General features: G+C 41.6%; 16 protein-coding genes. 14 read left to right on the forward strand and 2 right to left on the reverse strand.

Going from position 1 to position 22,276, the window contains the following annotated elements; translation table 11 throughout:
- Window positions 1–115: 115 nt before the first annotated feature.
- Together PSH54_RS09690 and PSH54_RS09695 are read left to right on the forward strand one after the other, a co-directional pair.
- Window positions 116–1,477, forward strand: a complete 1,362-nt coding sequence (locus tag PSH54_RS09690) for a DUF4397 domain-containing protein (RefSeq protein ID WP_024033201.1) — start codon at window positions 116–118, stop codon at window positions 1,475–1,477.
- Between the two features lie 175 nt (window positions 1,478–1,652).
- Window positions 1,653–4,358 carry a DUF2339 domain-containing protein gene (locus tag PSH54_RS09695; protein WP_273606036.1) on the forward strand — a complete coding sequence of 902 codons (2,706 nt, stop codon included), beginning with the start codon at window positions 1,653–1,655 and terminating at the stop codon, window positions 4,356–4,358.
- Window positions 4,359–4,439: 81 nt separating this feature from the next.
- Here PSH54_RS09695 and PSH54_RS09700 read toward each other — a convergent pair whose 3' ends face one another.
- Window positions 4,440–7,880 carry a PAS domain-containing hybrid sensor histidine kinase/response regulator gene (locus PSH54_RS09700; RefSeq protein ID WP_273606037.1) on the reverse strand — a complete coding sequence of 1,147 codons (3,441 nt, stop codon included), beginning with the start codon at window positions 7,878–7,880 and terminating at the stop codon, window positions 4,440–4,442.
- 392 nt (window positions 7,881–8,272) lie between these two features.
- On the opposite strand from PSH54_RS09700, the gene PSH54_RS09705 reads away from it, so the two are divergent.
- From PSH54_RS09705 to PSH54_RS09760, 12 genes are all read left to right on the forward strand, one after another.
- Complete coding sequence (locus tag PSH54_RS09705) at window positions 8,273–8,536, forward strand: DUF4212 domain-containing protein (RefSeq protein WP_004586074.1); 264 nt, start codon at window positions 8,273–8,275, stop codon at window positions 8,534–8,536.
- Window positions 8,537–8,546: 10 nt separating this feature from the next.
- Complete coding sequence (locus PSH54_RS09710; RefSeq protein ID WP_004586075.1) at window positions 8,547–10,271, forward strand: sodium:solute symporter family protein; 1,725 nt, start codon at window positions 8,547–8,549, stop codon at window positions 10,269–10,271.
- Between the two features lie 113 nt (window positions 10,272–10,384).
- On the forward strand, window positions 10,385–12,223 hold the full coding sequence (locus tag PSH54_RS09715; protein WP_004586076.1) for a DUF294 nucleotidyltransferase-like domain-containing protein: 1,839 nt from the start codon (window positions 10,385–10,387) through the stop codon (window positions 12,221–12,223).
- 15 nt (window positions 12,224–12,238) lie between these two features.
- Entirely contained in the window at window positions 12,239–12,862 is a 624-nt protein-coding gene (locus tag PSH54_RS09720) for a 3'-5' exonuclease (RefSeq protein WP_256845428.1), read from the forward strand.
- Window positions 12,863–12,999: 137 nt separating this feature from the next.
- On the forward strand, window positions 13,000–13,728 hold the full coding sequence (locus tag PSH54_RS09725) for an SIMPL domain-containing protein (protein ID WP_273606038.1): 729 nt from the start codon (window positions 13,000–13,002) through the stop codon (window positions 13,726–13,728).
- Between the two features lie 79 nt (window positions 13,729–13,807).
- A complete protein-coding gene (locus tag PSH54_RS09730; RefSeq protein WP_264390037.1) occupies window positions 13,808–14,470 on the forward strand; it encodes a peroxiredoxin-like family protein in 663 nt (220 codons plus the stop codon).
- A 178-nt stretch (window positions 14,471–14,648) separates the two neighbouring features.
- Window positions 14,649–15,659 carry an erythrose-4-phosphate dehydrogenase gene (gene epd / locus PSH54_RS09735; protein ID WP_004586080.1) on the forward strand — a complete coding sequence of 337 codons (1,011 nt, stop codon included), beginning with the start codon at window positions 14,649–14,651 and terminating at the stop codon, window positions 15,657–15,659.
- Window positions 15,660–15,722: 63 nt separating this feature from the next.
- Window positions 15,723–16,898, forward strand: coding sequence for a phosphoglycerate kinase (locus tag PSH54_RS09740; protein WP_004586081.1), 1,176 nt, complete (start codon window positions 15,723–15,725; stop codon window positions 16,896–16,898).
- Between the two features lie 202 nt (window positions 16,899–17,100).
- A complete protein-coding gene (gene fba, locus PSH54_RS09745) occupies window positions 17,101–18,165 on the forward strand; it encodes a class II fructose-bisphosphate aldolase (protein WP_004586082.1) in 1,065 nt (354 codons plus the stop codon).
- 635 nt (window positions 18,166–18,800) lie between these two features.
- On the forward strand, window positions 18,801–19,490 hold the full coding sequence (gene phoB / locus PSH54_RS09750) for a phosphate regulon transcriptional regulator PhoB (protein WP_004586083.1): 690 nt from the start codon (window positions 18,801–18,803) through the stop codon (window positions 19,488–19,490).
- A 58-nt stretch (window positions 19,491–19,548) separates the two neighbouring features.
- Window positions 19,549–20,856 carry a phosphate regulon sensor histidine kinase PhoR gene (phoR, locus tag PSH54_RS09755; protein ID WP_004586084.1) on the forward strand — a complete coding sequence of 436 codons (1,308 nt, stop codon included), beginning with the start codon at window positions 19,549–19,551 and terminating at the stop codon, window positions 20,854–20,856.
- Window positions 20,857–20,971: 115 nt separating this feature from the next.
- Entirely contained in the window at window positions 20,972–21,937 is a 966-nt protein-coding gene (locus tag PSH54_RS09760) for a PstS family phosphate ABC transporter substrate-binding protein (protein ID WP_004586085.1), read from the forward strand.
- A gap of 93 nt (window positions 21,938–22,030) precedes the next feature.
- On the opposite strand, the gene PSH54_RS09765 is transcribed toward PSH54_RS09760, so the two are convergent.
- Complete coding sequence (locus PSH54_RS09765; protein ID WP_024033192.1) at window positions 22,031–22,267, reverse strand: hypothetical protein; 237 nt, start codon at window positions 22,265–22,267, stop codon at window positions 22,031–22,033.
- Window positions 22,268–22,276: the final 9 nt, after the last annotated feature.

The following is a 22,276-nucleotide window of genomic DNA, read 5'->3' on the forward strand; positions in this document are numbered from 1 at the left end:
TACACTTTTAAACGTTTTCGTAAAGAACTGTCAGCGAGGGTAATACTTTGTAAACTATGAAATTAAAATGCAGCAAAGAAGTCATAATAGTGATTTTAATAATAAGGAAACTTTAATGACCAACTCTCTGTTGAAAGCTGCTTTACCTCTAAGTTTAATGTCTATTTTAGTTGGTTGTGGCGGCAGCGACGGCTCAAGTGATACAGGCTACGTACAATTATATAACGGCTCATATAACAGCCCATATACGCGTTTATTTGTAGACGAAACTGAGCGCTCAGGCACTGATTTTGCTGATGTAACCACGCGTCATAATTACAGCACCGGCACTTACGATTTAAGCTTTGAATACTTAGATGCAAACGACAGCTACATTACAATTAGCGAACAAGAAGTATCAATCAAAGGTGACAAAACCGAACTAATTGTAATGAGCGGTAACTTTGACGAACCTACGTTCACAGAGCTAAGCGTGCCCATTTCAAGTGATACAGATGAGTTTAACTTAGGTTTTTACAATATCACCAGTGAAGACACTAGCTACGATATTTACCTAGCAACCGATGATGGCGTATTTGAAAGTGCTGAACTATTTACATCAACACAGTATTTAAGTGAACTAGATTTACAAACCCTTGATGAGGGTTACTACACAATTTATATCACTGAGGCAGGTAGCACTGATGTAGTGTATGAGTCGGAGTCGGTTTATTTTTACGATGAAGAAAGCTACGTAGCCATGATCCGCCCAAGCTATGCAACAGAAGAAAACGGTATCACGCTCGATATTGTGACTGACAATAACTATGTTACAGCACTAAAGCACCAATCAGCGTTAGGCCAATTGCGCTTTATAAATACCGTTGACGATTACTCGCCAGTTAGCTTTAGCACGACCCGTGGCACCACAGTTAACGATACTAATACGGTAGCAAGCGATACCTACACCGATTACGTTGAGCTTTCGCCAAACAGTTACAGCGTTGCAATGTACGACGAAGAGGGCACTAAGCTTGCCGATAACTTTTTAATGACCCTAGAGCGCGAGCAAAGTGCGGTAGGCGTTTTTTACAACGATGTCGATAATGGTTTACGCATGATGAGTGTTGAGGAAAACCTAACACCTAGCAGCTACAGCCATACTATTTCGGTTGTTAACCTAATTGAAAGCTACGCAGGGCAAACAGTAAGCGAAGTTGACGTGTACTTTACCTTAAATGGTGAAACTGTTGATGACGCCACCAATGTAATTGATGGCTTAGATAGATACGATCAAGAAGAAATTGATGTAGATGATGAAGCTTACACTGTGTATGCCGTATACGAAGATAACGGCCAACAAATAGTGTTAATTCAACAAAGCGATATAGATTTTACCGAAGAAGGTAACTATATCTTAATTTTAGAGCACGATGAGACAACCAGCTCAGGCTTTAAAATGAGTGTAACGCGCACAATTACAGACAGCGTAGAATAAGTAACATGTAACACGTTCTAGAAAGTAAAAGCCCTAAGCATTATTGTTTGGGGCTTTTTTTGCCTAGCTGTAGCGTGATTTTGTTTACATTAAATAAACCCATATATAAGCAGATTGCTATAACTTTTAAAAATTTTAGGTACACTCATAACATAATAAATAAAAAGAGCGTGCCATGGATGAGTTTTTAGGAATAGTGGGTTTATTTGCATTTGCAATAATGGCCGGTGCTATTTGCGGTATTGTCGCAATTGCACAACTTAGTAATTTAAAGCAAGAAATTGCCCAATTAAAAGCAAAAGTACTTAGTTTAGAATTAGCTAACAACGCACAAAGCCACGGTGAAAACGCCGATAAAAGCACCAATTGCTCCACAGCTGAACATGCGTACACGGCTCAAGCAAATAGCAATGAGGCGACTTTTAATCAAGTTAGCCCTAATCAATCCAATCAGCCAAGTCAGCCTCGTGACCAGGTAAAAACGTCAGCTTCAGCAATAAAGCCTCCCGGTAATGCTTCTGCCAATAAACATAAGCAAGGCAGTAAAAATCTCAAACCCACACTTGTTACTTCTTTTTTTGAAAAACTGCGTAGCGACTTTGAACAAAACTGGATGACCTGGATAGGCGCAATCGCATTGGCGCTAGGCGGTATATTTTTAGCAAAGTACAGTTTAGAAGCCGGGTTGCTCTCTCCTGCAATGCGATTAACTCTAGGCGGTTTATTTGGTGGTGGCTTAATTGCAGCCGCAGCTTATATGCATTACAAAAATAGTGTATTTGAAGGGTTTAAGAACTATATACCTGCAGCGCTTGCCAGTGGGGGTTTTATTACGTGCTTTGCACTGACCTTATTAGCGTATAGCAGCTATAACATGATCAGCCCCTTAACAGCATTTGTTGTACTTGGGGTTATTGCCATAAGTGCGAGCGCTATGGCAATAATGCTTGGCCCAGTATTAGCCGTACTAGGTATTATTGGTGCTTATTGTGTCCCCGTGCTGATTAATACCGGCAGCAATAATTTATTTGCGCTTTATATGTACATTGGGTTTGTGAGCTTATCTGCTGCGCTGGTCGCGCATAAAGTACAGCGTGCATGGCTGTGGTATTTACTTTGGGCGGGGCATTTAAGCTGGTATGTTGTTGGCTTTACTTTAGCTAACAGCAGCACCATTTGGCTTATGGGCACGTATGGGCTATTAAGTGTTATTGGTTTAATTGCCGTGCCGCGCTTGGGGTTAAAACTTGCGGTGGTTGAAACTCGCCCACATAGTTTAAAGCGCCTAATAAACGCACTCCCTAGTAACCCTTTAATGCTTGCCTGTATTGTCCCTTTGTTACTGGCTATGCTTTTTGATAGTACTAACTACTTACAGTGGCAAATAATAAATGCGTTAAGCATATTAACATTGCTGTTTTTAGTGCTTAAAAATAGCCGCTGGGATTTATGGCAAGGGGTGGCGATGTTAATAGCAGTACTCTGGCTATTAAGCACGCCTTCTTATTATGCTGATTATTCTGACTCGCTATTTATATTTAGGCACCAATATGGTGGCGCTATATTTTTAGGGTTAGCGCTCAGCGTATATGGGCTTTATTTTGGTATAAAGTGGCAACCTAAACGATTGACTTTTCATATTACTGCCTCGTTTAGCGTATTTATAATGATTGCCACCTTATACGCTATAATCCCAAACCATGCGTTGGCCACAGCCTATCCATTGTGGGCAGTGATACTACTTACAAGTAGCGCCATTTTAATTAAGTGTGCAATAGGTGGCGCAACGCTTTTTCAGCGCTTTACATATTGGGTGGGGGCAAATGCCAACATCACGCTTGCTATTACTATGTTATTAAATGACAGCGGGCTAACCATTGCACTGGCTATTCAAGTTTTACTTATTAGCGTGTTAATAAACCGCTATCGGGTGCCTATGCCACATTGGCCAATTAAAGCGCTGGTGGCTGCATTACTACTTCGCCTTACACTGTCACCGTGGACCCCAAGTTACGAGGCGCTTAGTGTATTGGGTGTACACTGGAGCTTAGTAGTTTATCCTTTGTGTGTGGTGTTATTTTATACTGCAGCCAAATGCTTTAACGCATCGCATTTAAAAGTTTGGCTTGAAGGCGCAGCGCTGCATTGCTTGGCGTTATTTATTACCACCGAAACCAGCTATCAACTGGTAGGGCACTATCCGCAGTTTGATTCTTTGAGCTTTTACGAACAAGCTTTACTCACCTGTAATTGGCTTGCGCTGGGTTGTGTATATTTACACCGTGCTCGTATTGCCGGTAGCTTAGCTAAATTATACCAAGTGGCAGGCATGGCATTAGCAGGTGCTGCGGGTGTTACTGCACTGAGCACCTTACTAAACGCTAATCCATTTTTAAGCTCTATTTATATTGGCGAATATTTTGTATTTAATTGGCTATTTTTGCTTTGGTTAGTGCCTGCGGGTCTCGTGCTTTGGCTTTATACGTTAATTAAACCGCTGTATACAAAAGCTGCGCCATTTATACTCACAGTAGCGGGTGTATTGAGTGTGTTGGCAATTAATGGCTTTATACGCCAATACTGGCAAGGCCCTTATATTTACTTATCAACAGGTGCAAGCAACGCAGAGCTTTATAGCTACTCGGTTATTTGGCTTGTGTTAGGGGCTATTACTGTGGTGCTAGGGCATTTAAAAAATCAACTATTAATCCAAAAGATAGGGTTAGGATTATTGGCAGCGGTTATTTTAAAAGTATTCTTAGTGGACATGGCTAATTTAACGGGGCTTTTAAAAGCGCTGTCGTTTATTGGCTTAGGCTTGTCGTTAGTGGGGCTAAGTTGGTTATTTCAAAAACTACGCAGCCAAGCCAAACCAGCCTAATAATTTAGGGTTCCAACGCTTTGTTAAGCACATAAATAAGCCCAGCTAATGCTGGGCTTATTTTTTGCTGCTAATTAGCTATTACGTGCTGTGATTAAGTAAAGCTTTAAGCTTACCTGGCTTAATAGGCTTACTTAAATAATGTATATTAGCCGCTTTGGTTTCTTGTTTAAGCTCGGTGTCGCGTACGGCGGTTATAAGTATGGCGGGCACTTCGCTTTGCCATGTATCACGCAGTGTTTTTATAAGCGAAATACCATCGCAATCATTACCTAATTGGTAATCCATTAAAATTACATCGGGCGCTGCGTGCTGTTTAGCGTGCGCGAGTACTTTATTTACATCGTCAAACAAGGTGTAATTGGCTTGCCACTTTTTAAGTAAACTGGCCATTGCTGCTAGGTTTTCGGGGTCATCGTCTACCGCGACTATGTTAATCGCGTCGCGGTTTTCTACTAAGCTGCTGGCCGTTGCTTTTTGTTGTACAAACTGTGCATCTCCATAGGGTACTTCAATACTAAAGCGGCTCCCTTTACCGGGCTCTGAGTGCACATCAAGCTCTAAGCTAAGTAAATCAGCCATACGTTTTACAACGCCAAGCCCTAAGCCAACGCCTTTGTTATCACCGGCTTCTATACGGTAAAAGTCGTTAAATATTTTAGCTTGTTCTATTTGGCTAATACCTGGGCCGGTGTCCCATACTTCTATACGTAAATTATGTTTACGGTTTCTGCATGCTATTAATACTCGCCCTGTTTCGGTGTATTTAACCGCATTAGACACCAAGTTTTGTATAATTCGGCGCAAGTAGGTGATGTCGCTATGCACAATTTGTGCGTTTGAACGCACGGTTAGTTTTAAGCCTTTATCGCTTGATAAAATAGCGTACTCGCTTTGCAGTGGCATAAGTATATCGTTTATACAAAAGTGCCGAGGGGTTGGGGTCATTGCGCCTTGCTCTAACTTGGCAATTTCTAGTAAGGCCGACATTAAATGCACGGTTGAGTCTAAACTGTGGCCAAGCTTATTAAAACTATTTTGGTTAGTTGTATCAAGCTGCTTTTCATCAATGGCGGCAAGGTATAAACGCGCCGCGTTAAGGGGTTGTAAAATATCGTGGCTTGCCAGTGCTAAGAATCGCGTTTTACTGTCGTTGGCTTGCTCTGCTTCGCGCTTGGCTAAAGTAAGTGCTTGCTCTGTTTTTACTCGACTATCTATTTGTGCTTGTAAGTCTTTATTAATGGTTTGCACTTCTTGAGTTCGCGCCTCAATGCGGTTTTCAAGATCCATGTTAATTTCTTCAAGCGCATTTTGCGTACTTATATGGTTTGTAATGTCTGAAAAACTCGTTACAAAGCCGCCATCGGGTAGGGGGTTACCTATCATTTCGTACACTTGGCCGTTTCTGCGGTGGCGAATAAAGTGATGCGAGCTACCATTTTTTAAATGCTGAACGCGTTTTTCTACTTGGCGCTCTATTTCGCCTGGGCCACATTCACCGCGTACTGCGTTGTACCTTATTATATCTTCAATGGGTTGCCCCACTTCTAAAAAGCCGTCAGGGTAGCCAAACATTTGGCTGTAGCGCTTATTCCATGCCACCAGTTTTAAATCTTTATCGACCACCGAAATACCATGGCTTAAGTTTTCGAGCGAGGTATACAAAAGGTTTTGGTTAAACTGCAATGCTTGTGTGGTTTCGTCAAAAAAGTTAACCACCTCTTCAAAGGCCATACGTTTACCCGATGAAACCGTACGTATTAGCGCCTGCGCCGAAGACGCCCCTAATACTCCAGTTAACGCACGCTCGCAGTAGGCTATAAATTCGGGCTCGGGGTGGGCATTATTGTCACTTAGCTGGTGCGAAAGTGAAAAGTGCGCCAGTACTTGTTGGCTACGCTGAATACCTAAAAAGGTTTGCAGCAGTATTTTAAAGTCGTAAACCGTGGCTTTAACATTTTTGTTTAAGCGGCGCGATAAAATAGCCTGATCTTTAGGGTTAACAAATGCAGCCGCCTGAATTTTATCTATCAAGCGCTCTTCTGCCCCTAACGAAAAACTAATATAACAGCCAATGTTAGCAAATAAGGCAATCAGAGTGCCGCGTGTAATAAGGGTTTGCTGAAGCTCGCTATCAAGGGCACTGCCGGCATCTAAAATTGGCATCATTAAAAATAATACCCAACAAATAAAACCCGCTAATAGCCCCGCATATACACCATAAGCATGGCCTTTACGCCAGTAAAGCCCGCCCACAATAGCCGGGAGCAGCTGCGTTACTAACGAAAATGCCACCAGCCCCATACTGGCCAGCGCACTACCATGGCCAAACCATTGCTGATAAAAATAAGCCAATATAAGTATGCCGGCTATGGTAAAGCGCCTGACTAGTAAAATTTGCGATTTATAACTGCTGGTAATTAAGTTGCGCTTAAATTTACGGCGTAGCATAAGCGGCAGCACTACATCGTTAGAGATCATGGTGCTAAGCGTAAGTGTGGCCACCACTATCATAGCGGTGGCTGCAGAAAGCCCGCCAATAAATACAAAGGTACTTAAAAAAGCTTGGTCGTGAATAAGCGGTAGCGCTAATACAAAGCTATCGGGTGAAAAACTGCTACCAATACTTGGGTGAATTGCGGCAGTAGCAATAGGAATTATCATCGCAGCGGTGAGTAATAAATACAGCGGAAAAGCCCAGCGAGCAGTAAATAAATGGCGTTTGTCTTGGTTATCTACCACGGTGACATGAAATTGTCGTGGTAAACAAATTATGGCCGCGGCAGCCATAAGTGACTGGCCAATAAAGTTAAAACTAAAAAAGTTAAAGTTGCCCCAGTGTTGCCAAATCGACTCTGTGACTTTGTCGCCGCTAAGGGTGGGTAAATTAAATAAGGTGTACAAGGCTAAGCCAGCGACGGCAATAAGCGCAATGAGCTTTATCATTGACTCAAAGGCGACTGCTAGCATAAGCCCAGAGCGGTACTCGGTAACATCTACCTTACGGGTACCAAAAAATATTGCAAACAGCGCCATAATTAACGTGGCGGTGAGGGTAAGCATTTCGCCAGATATTTGATTGCTGTTTTGCAAAAGCAAAAAGCTGGTACTGAGTGCTTTTAACTGCAGCGCAATATAGGGAATGGTAGCAAGTAGGGCAATAACAGTGACCAGTATTGCACTGGTTTGACGTTTACCATAGCGGGCAGAAATAAAATCGGCAATGGTGGTAATGTTTTGTTTTTTACTTACTAATACCAGTTTGCGTAAAAAGCCTTGGCCAAAAAAGAACAACAATGAAGGCCCCAATAAAATGGGTAAATAGCTCCAACTACTGGTGGCGGCGGTACCAACCGAACCATAGTACGTCCACGAGGTACAATAAATCCCTAACGATAACGAATACACAAAAGGATGATGGCTAATCCGTTTAGCAAGTGGTGTTGTTTTATCGCCCCAATTAGCAAGCCAAAACAGCACCCCAATGTAGCCTAATGCTACAAAAATCAGTACAGCAGTCATGTTGTTATTAAACCTTATTATTTATACCCACACACAATACCAGAGATAACTTTAAGTGTGCGTGCACAATTTTATGCAAAATATTAACGTTGTTTTTATTGTATTGATTTTAAATGATTATTTATATTGTTGATGATTTATTAGACTAATGTCGCATTTTTACACAAAGCCACTTAAATTTTGCCGTTAACGCGCTTAGGCAAAAGCTAACCTACTGAAAATTATGTGTAATTGTATTTTTAAATACAATTGCATTTGCAGTTTACGTAAACGTTAACAGGCTGTTACGACTATGGTCTCACTTCACTCTTCACGCCGCGTTGCTAAATTAATAACCGACTATAAAAAAACCACTCATTGCAATTATGCAATGCTTAAAGGGGAAAATAAAAATGGCTTTTAAAGATGAAGAACAAGCAAAAGCTTATTGGGCAGAAAACATTTCACTACTGTTTAAGTTACTAGCAGTGTGGTTTGTGGTCTCATTTGGCTTTGGCATATTACTGGTAGATGTACTGAATGAAGTACGTTTTTTTGGGTTTAAACTTGGCTTCTGGTTTTCACAACAGGGCGCTATTTACACCTTTGTAGCTTTGATTTTTGTTTACGTTTTCAAAATGAACACGTTAGATAAAAAATACGGCGTAGACGAATAGGAGCTAGGTAATGGATGTTCAAACACTCACATTTATAATTGTTGGTTTAAGTTTTGCGCTTTATATCGGCATTGCAATTTGGGCGCGTGCAGGCTCTACAAATGAGTTTTACGTGGCAGGGGGCGGCGTACCTCCGCTTGCCAATGGTATGGCAACCGCAGCCGATTGGATGAGCGCAGCGTCGTTTATTTCAATGGCGGGTATTATTTCGTTTGCAGGTTACGATGGCGGTGTTTACTTAATGGGGTGGACTGGCGGCTATGTATTACTCGCTATGTGTTTAGCGCCTTACTTACGTAAATTTGGCAAATTCACTGTACCTGACTTTATAGGCGATCGTTACTACTCACAAACAGCACGTGTTGTTGCTATTTTGTGTGCAATCTTTATTTGTTTTACTTACATTGCTGGACAAATGCGTGGCGTAGGCGTGGTATTTTCGCGCTTTTTAGAAGTAGAAATTGAAACCGGTGTTTACATTGGAATGGTGATTGTATTCTTTTATGCGGTACTTGGCGGCATGAAAGGCATTACCTACACGCAAGTAGCGCAGTACTGTGTGCTTGTGTTTGCCTACCTTGTGCCCGCTATCTTTATTTCAATGATGATGACAGGCCACTTCTTCCCGCAAACCGGCTTTGGTGCCACATTGAGTGATGGCTCAGGCATGTATGTACTTGATAAGCTAGACGGGTTAAGCGCAGAGCTGGGCTTTGCACAATACACCGAAGGCTCTAAAAGCATGATTGACGTATTTGCTATTACCGGCGCTTTAATGGTGGGTACTGCAGGTTTACCGCATGTAATTGTTCGCTTTTTCACTGTACCACGCGTTAAAGATACCCGTATTTCAGCAGCGTGGACACTGGTATTTATTGCTATTGTTTACACTACTGCACCGGCGGTTGCCTCGTTTGCACGCGTAAACATGATTGACACCATTAACGGTAAAGATGGTAGCGGTACAGAGTACGCTCAAGCACCAGCGTGGATCAAAAACTGGGAACGCACGGGTTTAATTACCTTTAATGATAAAAACGGCGACGGCAAAATGTTTTACACCGCCGGCAAGGTAGAAGACCCAACAAGCGCAAACGAAGTAAAAGTAGACCGCGATATTATGGTACTGGCTAACCCTGAAATTGCTGATTTACCAGCATGGGTAATCGCATTAGTAGCGGCCGGTGGTATTGCTGCTGCGCTTTCAACCACAGCGGGGTTATTGCTGGTTATTTCGACCTCAGTGTCGCACGATTTACTTAAACGCACCCTTAAACCCGACATAAGCGATAAACAAGAGCTACTAGCTGCACGGTTAGCCGCGATGATTGCCATTGTTATATCGGCTTACTTTGGGATTAACCCGCCTGGGTTTGTTGCATCGGTGGTCGCCTTTGCCTTTGGTTTAGCGGCGGCGAGTTTCTTCCCGGCAATTATTATGGGGATATTCTCTAAAACAATGAATAAAGAAGGTGCAATTGCTGGCATGGTGACCGGTATAGGCTTTACCGCTGCGTATATTATCTTCTTTAAATTTGTAAGCCCTGAGCTTAATAGCCCAGAAAATTGGTTCTTAGGTATTTCACCCGAAGGAATTGGCTTAGTGGGAATGATAATTAACTTTGTGGTTGCTGCAACCGTACTTAAATTAACAAAATCGACACCGCTTGAAATACAACAAATGGTGGAAGGTATTCGTAATCCTAAAGGGTCAGGTGAAGCACACGCACATTAATGCGCTAAGCCTACTTAAAAATAAAGCACCAAAAGCCCGACTTTAGTCGGGCTTTTTATTTGTTCAAATAATGAGTACATTAGGTTTTGTGTATACTTTTTAAGAGTACAGCAATGAGTGTAGAGCAGCAGGAAGTTGCCCAGTTTGTGTGTATGCAGGCACCATTTAGCATGCTACACGACAGTGCGTGTGAGTATTTTGTAAGCCATATTGATAGTGTTTATTTAACCCGAGAAAACCAAGCGCAGTGGCTGCAAACGCAAACCCCAAAGCTTTTTTTAATTCGCTCCGGTTTATACGACCTAGTGGATGCAAAAGGCGATGTAGTGAAGCGTTTAGCGCAGGGTGATTATTTTGGTTATCCCTCTTTGTTAACAGGGGAAGCGATTCAAAATAGGTTACAGGTACAAAAAGAGGGCATAGTGTATATGCTTGCGCAAACGCATTTTGACTTTTTACGTCATCAGTACAAACCGTTTGAGCAGTATTTTGTACGCGCGCACGCCAATCGTTTACTTTCATCACATTATAAAAGTAAAAACGATAGCTGGTCTGAGCGCAGAATATCTGAGCTGATGACCCGCACCGCCATAACCTTAGCCCCCGATGCCAGTATTAGGCAAACCGCTAAAAAAATGAAAAAACACGGTGTATCGTCAATTATGATCACCGAACACGCCATTTTAGTTGGCGTAGTGACCGACCGCGATTTACGCAACCGTGTGCTGGCCGATGAAGTCGATCCACAAGATGCGGTTAGCAGCATAATGAGTGCAAAGCCTAAATTTATATTTGAAAACAATCGGGTGTTTTCTGCTTTGCATTTAATGCTTAAATACAATATTCATCATTTACCTGTACTTGATGAAAACCATAAGCCTTTGGGTATGCTTACCAGTACCGATTTACTTCGCCAGCAAAAAAGCGATCCTGTGCAGCTTATTGGCCGCATTTATAAAGCCCACAGCATTGCCGATTTAAAACGTTATGCGGGCGAAATCCCTGAGTTACTGCGAAGTTTTTCGTACAACATAGAAGACATATCGCTAATTGGTAAACTGCTCAGCGGCTTAACCGATGCACTTACCTCGCGTCTTATTCATTTATTTCAAGAAGAAAATGGCGCAGCGCCCACCAGTTTTTGCTTTATATGTTTTGGCTCGCAAGCACGCGAAGAGCAAACCCTACATTCAGATCAAGACAACGGCTTATTACTCCCAGATGATTTAAGCGAGCAACACCAAGCTTACTTTAAACACATGGGGGAGTTTGTATGTGAGCAGTTAGTAGAATGTGGCATTAGGCGTTGCCCCGGAAATATAATGGCCAGCAGCGATGAATGCAGAATGAGTGTAAGCCAGTGGTGCGAGCGCTTTTTTAAATGGATAAAAAGCCCAACCCCAAGCGCCATGCTTAACTGCAAAATATTTTTTGATTTGCGCTTTATAGAAGGCTCCAATGCCCTATACAGCGGCTTTTGCGAGCAGTTAAACAGAATATCGCGCGATGAGTTATTTTATGCTGCTATGGCAACCGATATAAGAGCCAGCTCAGTGCCTATTGGCTTGTTTAATAAACTTAAAACGCAAAAAAATGATAACAACCATAAGTACATTGATTTAAAAAAGCGTGGTGTGGTGATCATTAACGATATAGTTCGTTTATATGCGTTAAAAGCAGGTATAAAACGCGCCAATACCCAAGAGCGTTTAGATGCTTTACTTAAGCATTCACTGCTAAATAAAGACGATATTTATAATTTAAAAGATTGCTGGCGATTTTTAACTCAGTTGCGTTTTAGTACGCAAATAAACGAAGAAGGTTTGCCAAGTAACTGCATAAATCCCGATAAATTAAGTTCATTAGAGCGTCATCAGCTTAAGGAGGCTTTTTATTTAGTAAAACAAGCGCAGCAAGCCGCGGCGTTTAAATTTGCCCGTGGCAGTTTGTAACAAGAGGTAAGCGCTGTGGTAAAAAAATGGCTCAGTAAGTATATAAAAAGGCGTAATCTTTTAAGTCAAAATGCGTTAACGCAACGCTATTTAGTGATTGATTTAGAGCTTACTGGGCTTGATGTAAACCAGCATGAAATTGTCTCGGTAGCCTGGGTAAAAATAGATAACCAATGTATAAAAATGAGTGAGTCTCAGCATTTAATTAATAAAAACGTTAAACGCTTAGACCAAAGTCCTGTTTTTCACGGCATTGTAGAAGACACGGTTGCTAAAGGACAAAGCCTGCACACTATATTAACGCAGCTAAGCCGTGATTTTAGTGACCATATTTTGGTTTTTCATAACGCCATACTGGATTGGGGGTTTTTAAAAGCAGCCCTTAAAGGTTCCAATATAAACGCACAACCTAAGTTGATACTCGACACCCTCCACATAGAAAAAAAGCGCCTTATTTGCCAAGGCGCAGAAATAAAACAAGATGATTTAACCCTAAGTGCGTGTCGCAAACGTTATGAGTTACCAAGCTATCATTGCCATAACGCACTTACAGACGCACAGGCCACCGCCGAATTATTATTAGCCCAGTGCTACCAAATAAACCGTGGTAAAGAGCTAAAAGTGGGTGAGTTAACCTAGGTTGGCTGTAGACGCGGCTTTATGCCGCGCGAGGTAAACTCTGCTTACAATAAAGGGCAGTTTTCTTTTATTTTTACATGTATGATTATAGGTACGGTTACGTAATCATTATTTAACTAACTACTTTAAGGAACGACGTGAAACTCATTACCGCTATTGCTCTACTCTTTTTGCCACTCATCGCTTGTGCTAATTCGAGCTTACCTGCCAATCGTCATATCTCAGTGCAAGGCACTGCTGAGGTATTAGTTGAGCCTGACATGGCTAAAATACTATTTAAAGTGAATAGTGTTAAAAATGAGCCGAATGCCGCCAATAACGCGCTTGAGAATAAAGTGAAGTTATTAATAGATGGGCTCAATCAATTTGAAATAAGCGCCGATGACGTAGTTGCCTCAAACGTTAAAATTGAAAAAACAGGAATGGATTATATTGAAACAGGGCATCAGGCCCTTAGCGAATACGCAGCGATAAGAACGTTTGAAGTAACGCTAAACAGTATTGAGCGTGTGAGCGACTTAACCGATTTTTTATTGAACCAAGAAGTAAATGCGATTCAAAATATTGAGTTTTTATCTTCAAAATTTGAGCAATTACAAGCGCAAGCCACACAGTTAGCAATTGAAGATGCAAAAATAAAAGCGGATTTACTTGCTGATTCATTCAATGCAAAAGTAGGTGAAGTACGCACTATTCGCTCAACTAAAAACAACTATGACAGTGGTTTTAGTACAGCCATAACCAAGATGCACAGGGCGCAGCATGATAATAACTCTTTTCCTCAAATACGTAGTAACGATTTACAGGCAACAATAAGCTTTAAATCATCCATAAACGTGGTGTTTGATTTAGAGATAACTGATTAAATTAATAATTTCATTTCAAATACATGTTCGTACTGTAAGCTAGTTTTATGTTTTTGATTAATTTGAAGGTAGCAGTATTATGAGCGATGAAAGCAACACGTTAAAAGCACAAACCGAGGCAAAAGTAGCAGCAGGGCGAAAAGGTAACCCTGATTTTATGAAAGGCGTTGATGAAACCATTGCTCAGGCAAAAGCGTTTCAAGAAGGGGCAAATGCACTTAATTTAGATCAAAATGCCCCACGCTTTGAACTGCCGAACCAGCACGGTGAGCAAGTTTTATTAGATGAGCTACTTGCAAAAGGGCCTGTGGTTATAACTTTTTATCGTGGTAGTTGGTGCCCTTATTGTAATTTACAGCTAAAAGCATTGCAGTCACGCCTAGCTGAAATTCACGCATTAGGCGCACAGCTGGTGGCTATTAGCCCACAAGCGCCCGATGGCTCAATGAGCGAAAACGACATACGTAATATGGATTTTGTCGTGCTGAGTGACCAAAATGCAGATGTAGCAGCAAGCTATGGCGTAGCGTGGCAAGTACCTGCATTTTTATTAGATCATATGCGCGAAGACCGCGGCCTTGATTTAGAGTCGCTTAATAACGGCAACGGCAGTATTTTACCTATCCCTGCCACGTTTGTTTTAGATAGCGAAGGTAAAGTGACGTGGCGCTATGTTGATGTTGATTACCGCACCCGCTCAGAGCCGCAAGATATAATTAATGCTTTAAAAGCACTACAGTAAGCAATAAAGCAAGCTCGCTTTATGCCCAAAAGTAGCCAAGTAAATTAGCTACTTTTGGGTTAATTTAAAGTTTCTAATCGCTCCCTCTTATAATAATGTTCAAGGTCGATTACAATACAGCCATCTAAAAGGCATCGATGCCTTTGTCTGCACGTAAAGAGAGTGGATTTTATATTTCATGGCAATCAAACTTGCAATTAATGGTTTTGGTCGTATTGGTCGAAATATTGTCCGCGCGTTGTACGAGTCAGGTTTGAGCGACGAGATAAAAATTGTTGCGATTAACGAACTTGCTGACCCTGAAGCTATTGCTCATTTATTAAAATACGACACGTCCCACGGTCGTTTTTCTTTTCCTGTAAAACTTGGTGAAGACACCATTAGTGTTGCAGGCGATACCATTGCACTATTTTGTGAAGAAAACCCAGTAGAATTGCCTTGGCAAACCCTTGATGTAGATGTAGTGCTTGAATGTACCGGTGTTTATCACTCGCGCGAGCATGCACAATTACACATTACCGCGGGTGCTAAAAAGGTGTTGTTTTCGCACCCAGCTGATAACGATGTAGATGCCACCATTGTGTATGGCATTAACGACGATGAGCTCAAACGCGAGCACACTATAGTATCTAACGGCTCGTGTACTACAAATTGTGTGGTGCCTGTTATTAAAGTGTTAGATGATGCGTTTGGCATTGAATCGGGTGCTATTACCACTATTCACGCGTCGATGAACGATCAACAAGTGATTGATGCGTACCATCATGATTTACGTCGTACCCGCGCTGCGAGTCAGTCTATTATTCCGGTTGATACAAAATTAGCACGAGGAATAGACCGCATTTTACCCAAATTTGAAGGGCGCTTTGAAGCCATAGCGGTTCGCGTGCCGACAATTAACGTAACGGCAATGGATTTAAGTGTTACAGTAAATGCCGATGTAGATTTAAAGGCGGTAAATACGGCTCTTAAAGCCCAAGCAAAAGACCGCTTAGAAGGTATTTTAAGTTACACCGAAGAGCCATTGGTATCGGTTGATTTTAATCACGACCCACATTCTTGTATTATTGATGGCACGCAGACACGTGTTAGTCACAAACGCCTGATAAAGTTACTTGTTTGGTGTGATAACGAATGGGGTTTTGCCAATCGCATGCTAGATACAGCACGTGCGATGATGGCTAAGTAAGCATTTTATAATAATTTTAAAATTTATTTTTCAGGTTCAAGTATCGTTAACTAAGGAGATGTTATGTCGGTCATAAAAATGGCAGATTTAGATTTAAACGGCAAGCGCGTATTAATTCGTGAAGATTTAAATGTACCAGTTAAAGCAGGTAAAGTGACCTCAGATGCACGTATTCGTGCTGCACTACCTACTATTAAGCTAGCTCTTGAAAAAGGCGCTAAAGTAATGGTTATGTCGCACCTTGGCCGCCCTACGGAAGGCGAGTACGATGACGAATTTTCACTTGCCCCTGTAGCCGATTACCTAAACGATGCACTTGAGCAAAATGTACGCCTTGAAAAAGACTACTTAAACGGCGTTGAAGTTGCCGATAACGAAGTAGTTGTATTTGAAAACGTACGATTTAATAAAGGCGAGAAGAAAAACGACGAAGCCCTATCAAAACAACTTGCTGCCCTGTGTGATGTGTATGTAATGGATGCATTTGGCACCGCTCACCGCGCACAAGCGTCTACTCATGGCGTTGGCTTATTTGCAGATGTTGCCTGTGCTGGCCCGTTATTATCAGCAGAACTTGAAGCACTAGGTAAAGCACTAGATAACCCAGCACGCCCATTAGTGGCCATTGTAGGTGGTTCTAAAGTATCAACTAAATTAACTGTTTTAGACTCGCTTTCAACGATTGTAGATCAGCTTGTAACAGGTGGCGGTATTGCTAATACCTTTATTGCTGCTGCGGGTCATCCGGTTGGTAAATCACTCTATGAAGCTGATTTAATGGATGAAGCAAATCGTTTATGTGCAGCAGCTAAAGCAAACGATGGTGAAATTCCGGTACCGACTGATGTTGTAGTAGGTAATGAATTTTCAGACTCTGCGGTCGCTACGCTTAAAGATGTAAGCGAAGTAACAAGCGATGACATGATTTTTGATATTGGCCCTGATACAGCCAGCCAGCTTGCAAAAATTATTGCAAACGCCGGTACTGTTGTATGGAATGGCCCAGTTGGCGTATTTGAGTTTGATCAGTTTGGTAATGGTACACGTGCTATTGCCCAGGCAATTGCTAACTCTAATGCGTTTTCGATTGCAGGCGGTGGTGACACTTTAGCGGCAATTGATAAATACGGCATTGCCGATAAAGTATCTTACATTTCTACCGGTGGTGGTGCGTTCTTAGAGTTTTTAGAAGGCAAAAAACTTCCAGCAGTAGAAATGCTAGAGTCGCGCGCTAAATAATAAATTTTAGCCGCATTAGGTGAGGGGAAACCCTCACCAACGATTAATTATTAAATACCTCTCACCCTTATTTAATAGTTAATTAAGACAAAACTAAGCAGTGTAAATTGCTTTATTTTGTGGCGCAGTGATTGCGTCAAACTAACATATCCGTTCAAACTAGATGGCAGGAGACTGCTGTCGATAAATTGGAGAATACCCAATGGCTTTAATCAGTATGCGACAACTTTTAGATCATGCAGCTGAACACGGTTACGGCGTTCCAGCCTTTAACGTGAATAACCAAGAGCAAATGCGCGCAATAATGGAAGCGGCTGATAAAACAAACAGCCCAGTAATTGTTCAAGGATCAGCAGGCGCACGTGCTTATGCTGGTGCTCCATTTATCCGCCACATGATTTTAGCAGCCGTTGAAGAATGGCCGCACATTCCAGTAGTAATGCACCAAGATCACGGTACCTCACCCGGTGTTTGCCAACGCTCAATTCAACTTGGCTTTTCATCAGTTATGATGGATGGCTCATTAATGACTGACGGAAAAACCCCATCAAGCTACGAATATAATGTAGAAGTAACACGCGAAACCGTGGCTATGGCACATGCTTGTGGCGTATCGGTAGAGGGCGAGCTAGGTGTACTTGGCTCACTTGAAACCGGTGAAGCGGGCGAAGAAGATGGTGTAGGCGCAGAAGGTAAACTAACTACTGATCAAATGCTTACCGACCCAGAAGAAGCCGCTGATTTTGTAAATAAAACCCATGTTGATGCCTTGGCAATTGCTTGTGGTACATCGCACGGTGCGTACAAATTTACGCGCCCACCCACAGATGACATTTTAGCGATTGATCGTATTAAAGAAATTCACGCACGTATCCCGAACACGCACTTAGTAATGCACGGATCGTCGTCTGTACCACAAGAGTGGTTAGAGATCATAAATCAATACGGTGGCGAAATTCCTGAAACGTACGGCGTACCTGTTGAGCAAATTGTAGAAGGGATCAAATACGGTGTACGTAAAGTAAATATTGATACCGATTTACGCCTGGCCTCTACCGGTGCTATTCGCCGTCATATGGCGCTTAACCCATCTAACTTCGATCCGCGTAAATACCTAGCAGAAGCAACTAAAGCAATGACAGAGATTTGTGTTGCGCGTTACAACGCGTTTGGTACAGCTGGTCAAGCAGGTAAAATTAAGCCAATTTCACTTGATGACATGCACCTTAAATATTTAAGTGGTGAGTTAGACCCACAAATTAAATAATGATCTTTGATTAATAAAATACCGTTATAAAAACCAGCTGGCGTAATCCAGCTGGTTTTTTTATACCGCAAGGCACTGGGATCACTGTTGTACCAACTTAATAAAATGGGATCACTGATTTACTAACCGCCCCGTATTCGGATCATTTATTTACCAACTAGCGCATAAATTTACGCCACGTTAGGCGCTCAATCAATCAGATCGTTTTTTATTTGTACAATAGATCAGGTGCTTAGTTGTTTGACTAAGTATAACCGTGATCCCAAACCCGATCGGCTTAGTAAAAATCTGATCTTTTTATAGGCTGCTTAGTAAAAAACAGATCTATTTTTAACCACGTAATGACATCTTCCAGTGCAAACTCAGTTTCGTATCTGGTTTTTTTACTGTGTTAGTAAAGTAATGATCCCGCCATGGATATCTACTCAGAAATAAAACTGTCATCTTTTTGTAAATATGTTTTGATTAACCGTAATTTGCAAAATAGTTTTAAAAATATGACGTTAATGAGGTTTTTTGTCACTATTTTGTGTTTTTTTTACCAGGATTTTAATTTACACGTTACACTTTCATAAAAATGTCATACTTAGTCATAATAATGAAAACTAATTCGATAGCGTAAGAGATAATTTGGAATGTCACGTAAAGTACTAGTCGTAGATGATGAAGCTCCTATCAGAGAGATGTTAGTTTTTGTTTTAGAGCAAAATGGATTTCAAGCAATTGAAGCAGAAGATTACGATTCTGCAATTGCAGCTATGGTTGAACCGTACCCAGATATGGTTTTACTCGATTGGATGTTACCAGGTGGTAGCGGTATTCAAATTGCTAAGCAATTTAAGCAAAGTGAATACACACGCCAAATTCCAATCATTATGCTTACAGCCCGCGGCGAAGAAGAAGACAAAGTACGCGGCCTAGAAGTGGGGGCAGATGACTACGTCACTAAACCTTTTTCTCCTAAAGAGTTAATGGCTCGTATTAAAGCGGTTATTCGCCGTGTATCGCCTACCTCATTAGAAGAAGCCATAGAAGTACATGGCTTGCGTTTAGACCCAATATCGCACCGCGTTACCTCTGAGGGAAGCGAGCTTGATATGGGCCCAACCGAATTTAGATTATTACATTTTTTTATGACTCACCCAGAGCGTGTTTATAGCCGTGAGCAACTGCTTGACCATGTTTGGGGAACTAATGTGTACGTAGAAGACCGTACAGTTGATGTGCACATACGTCGTTTACGCAAAGCGATTGCACCACTGGGGCATGATCGCTTAGTACAAACAGTACGTGGTGCAGGTTATCGTTTTTCTAGTAAATTATAAGGTACCGCAGCTAGGGTGTGAGTACGCATAAATTACTACTTAAAGGTAAAGTGAGTGTATGTATCGAGTTATTAATAAACAGGCGTTAGTAAAACGTCTGTTTATCTATTTTTTACCCCTGTTATTAGTTGGTGTGCTTATTGGTGCACCTTTTTTGCTTTTATTTTTAGGCACTTCTTCTCTTTTAGTCTGGCATTATCATCAACTTTATCGCTTAAGCGATTGGCTTTTAAATCAACGTAGCTTTAACCCACCAGAGGGCGAGGGTGCGTGGGAACAAGTATTTGAAGGCATTTATCATTTACAGCACCGTAATCGTAAAAAACGCAATGAACTGGCCGATTTAATTCGTCGCTTTCGCGATGGAGCTGAAGCCGTACCCGATGCTGTAGTGGTGTTGCAAAGTGATTTAAGCATTGTCTGGTGTAACCAACTTGCACTTAAAGTATTGGGGCTACAGTGGCCTACCGATCATGGCCAGCGCCTAGATAACCTAATACGCGAACCTAAATTTGCCAAGTACATGCTGCGCGGTGAATTTGAAGAGCCATTAGAGCTTGATAACGGGCATATTGTTGACCAAGTGCTTGAATTTAGGGTAATGCCGTATGCCAACACGCAGCTTATGGTGGTGGTACGTGATGTAACACGCCTAAAGCAGCTAGAGCAAATGCGCAAAGACTTTGTTGCCAATGTATCGCATGAGCTGCGTACGCCGCTTACGGTTGTTACTGGCTACCTTGAGATGATGGATGGCGATATGATGCCACCGCCCGCAATGTGGAATAAAGCGCAAAATACTATGCTTGAGCAATGTAAGCGTATGGACAGCTTAGTTAATCAGCTTTTATCTCTTTCGCGTATTGAAGGGGCGCGCAGGCAAGACAACGACAAAGCCATAAATGTGCCGCAAATGCTCAACTACATTAAAACCGAAGCGCAGTCTATAAACCAAGACAAAGGCCACGAGCTTATTTTTGATATAGATAATGAGCTTGATATTAAAGGCTCTGAAGATGAGCTACGCAGTGCGTTTTCTAATTTAGTGTTTAACGCTATACATTACACTAAAGCGGGCGGAAAAATTGTTGTTACCTGGCAGCGTAAAGAGGGGCTTGCGCACTTTAGTGTAAATGATAATGGCGATGGTATTGCACCAGAGCATATAAATCGTTTAACAGAGCGCTTTTACCGCGTAGATAAAGCAAGGAGTCGCACAACCGGTGGCTCAGGTTTAGGCTTAGCAATTACTAAACATGTGCTTACACGTCACGATAGTAAATTAAATATAAGCAGTGAGCTTGGTAAAGGCTCGTGTTTTTCTTTCGACTTTTCAAAGGATAAGCTTGTTAACTTAGCAAGTTAAAGGCAATAAAAACCAAAGTCATAAAAGTGTCATTTAAGAGTAATGTAACTGTCATCTACTCACTTTACAGTAGACGACAGTTAGGAAATGGGACGAACAAATCGGAGAACCCCGCATGAAATTTAAAAACTTAGTTGCCGCAATGGGTGTGGCTGTTACAACATTAGTATCTGCACAGGCTGTTGCTCTTGACGACGCAATTCCTGAATATCAAAAAATTAACGGCGTTTCAGGTAACTTTTCATCTGTAGGCTCTGATACTTTAGCTAACATGATGACTTTTTGGGCTGAAGAGTACAAACGTATTTACCCAAATGTAAATATTCAAATTCAAGCGGCAGGTTCGTCTACTGCTCCACCAGCGCTTACCGAAGGCACCTCTAACATGGGTCCTATGAGCCGTAAAATGAAATCAAAAGAAATCGAAGCGTTTGAAAAACGCTACGGTTACAAGCCTACAGAAGTGCGTGTAGCGATTGATGCATTAGCGGTATTTGTACACAAAGATAACCCAATTGAAGGCTTACGTATTGACCAAGTAGATGCTATTTTTTCATCTACTCGTAAATGTGGTGCGTCTGAGCAAGTTAACCGCTGGAGCGATGTTGGCCTAACGGGCGACTGGGCTGCAAAAGACATTCAATTATACGGACGTAACTCTGTATCAGGTACTTACGGTTACTTTAAAAAGAAAGCACTGTGTAAAGGTGACTTCCGTAACAACGTAAATGAGCAACCAGGTTCAGCCTCTGTTGTACAGTCAATCTCATCTTCATTAAATGCGATTGGTTACTCAGGCATTGGTTACAAAACGTCGGGTGTACGTACGGTTCCTTTATCTAAAAAAGGCACTAACTACGTAGATGCAACGCTTGATAATGTTGCTAAAGGTAAATACCCACTTTCTCGTTTCTTATACGTTTACGTGAACAAGCACCCTAATAAGCCGCTTTCACCAATTGAAGCTGAGTTCTTAAAAATGGTACTTTCTAAAGACGGTCAAAAAATCGTTGAAAAAGATGGTTACGTACCACTATCTGCTAAGTTAGTAGAAGCAGAGCTTAAAAAGTTAGGTTTATAATTTAAACCCAACCAATAAAAAAACCGCTCAATGAGCGGTTTTTTTGTGTGTAAAATTTTAAAGCGTAAAACAGATTAACTTACTAAAAAGCGATTACAGATCAGTCAGCTTTTGCGCTTGTGCTTTACACTGATTATAGCTCTCTACACACTTGGCAGAGCACACTTGCTGTTTTAACCCTTTGTCAATCGATTGCTGATCGCAACTATTTTCGCACTGATAGTTTTGTTGTGCGCATTGGTTTAACTCAGGGTTTTTCACTTGATTTTGGCAAGCTGCTAACAATGAAAATGAAAGGGCGAGGGCACTCGTTTTAATAAATGTTTGCATGCTTATCCT

Origin of the sequence: Pseudoalteromonas sp. Angola-30, from assembly GCF_028599215.1 — a bacterium.
GTDB lineage: Bacteria > Pseudomonadota > Gammaproteobacteria > Enterobacterales > Alteromonadaceae > Pseudoalteromonas > Pseudoalteromonas atlantica.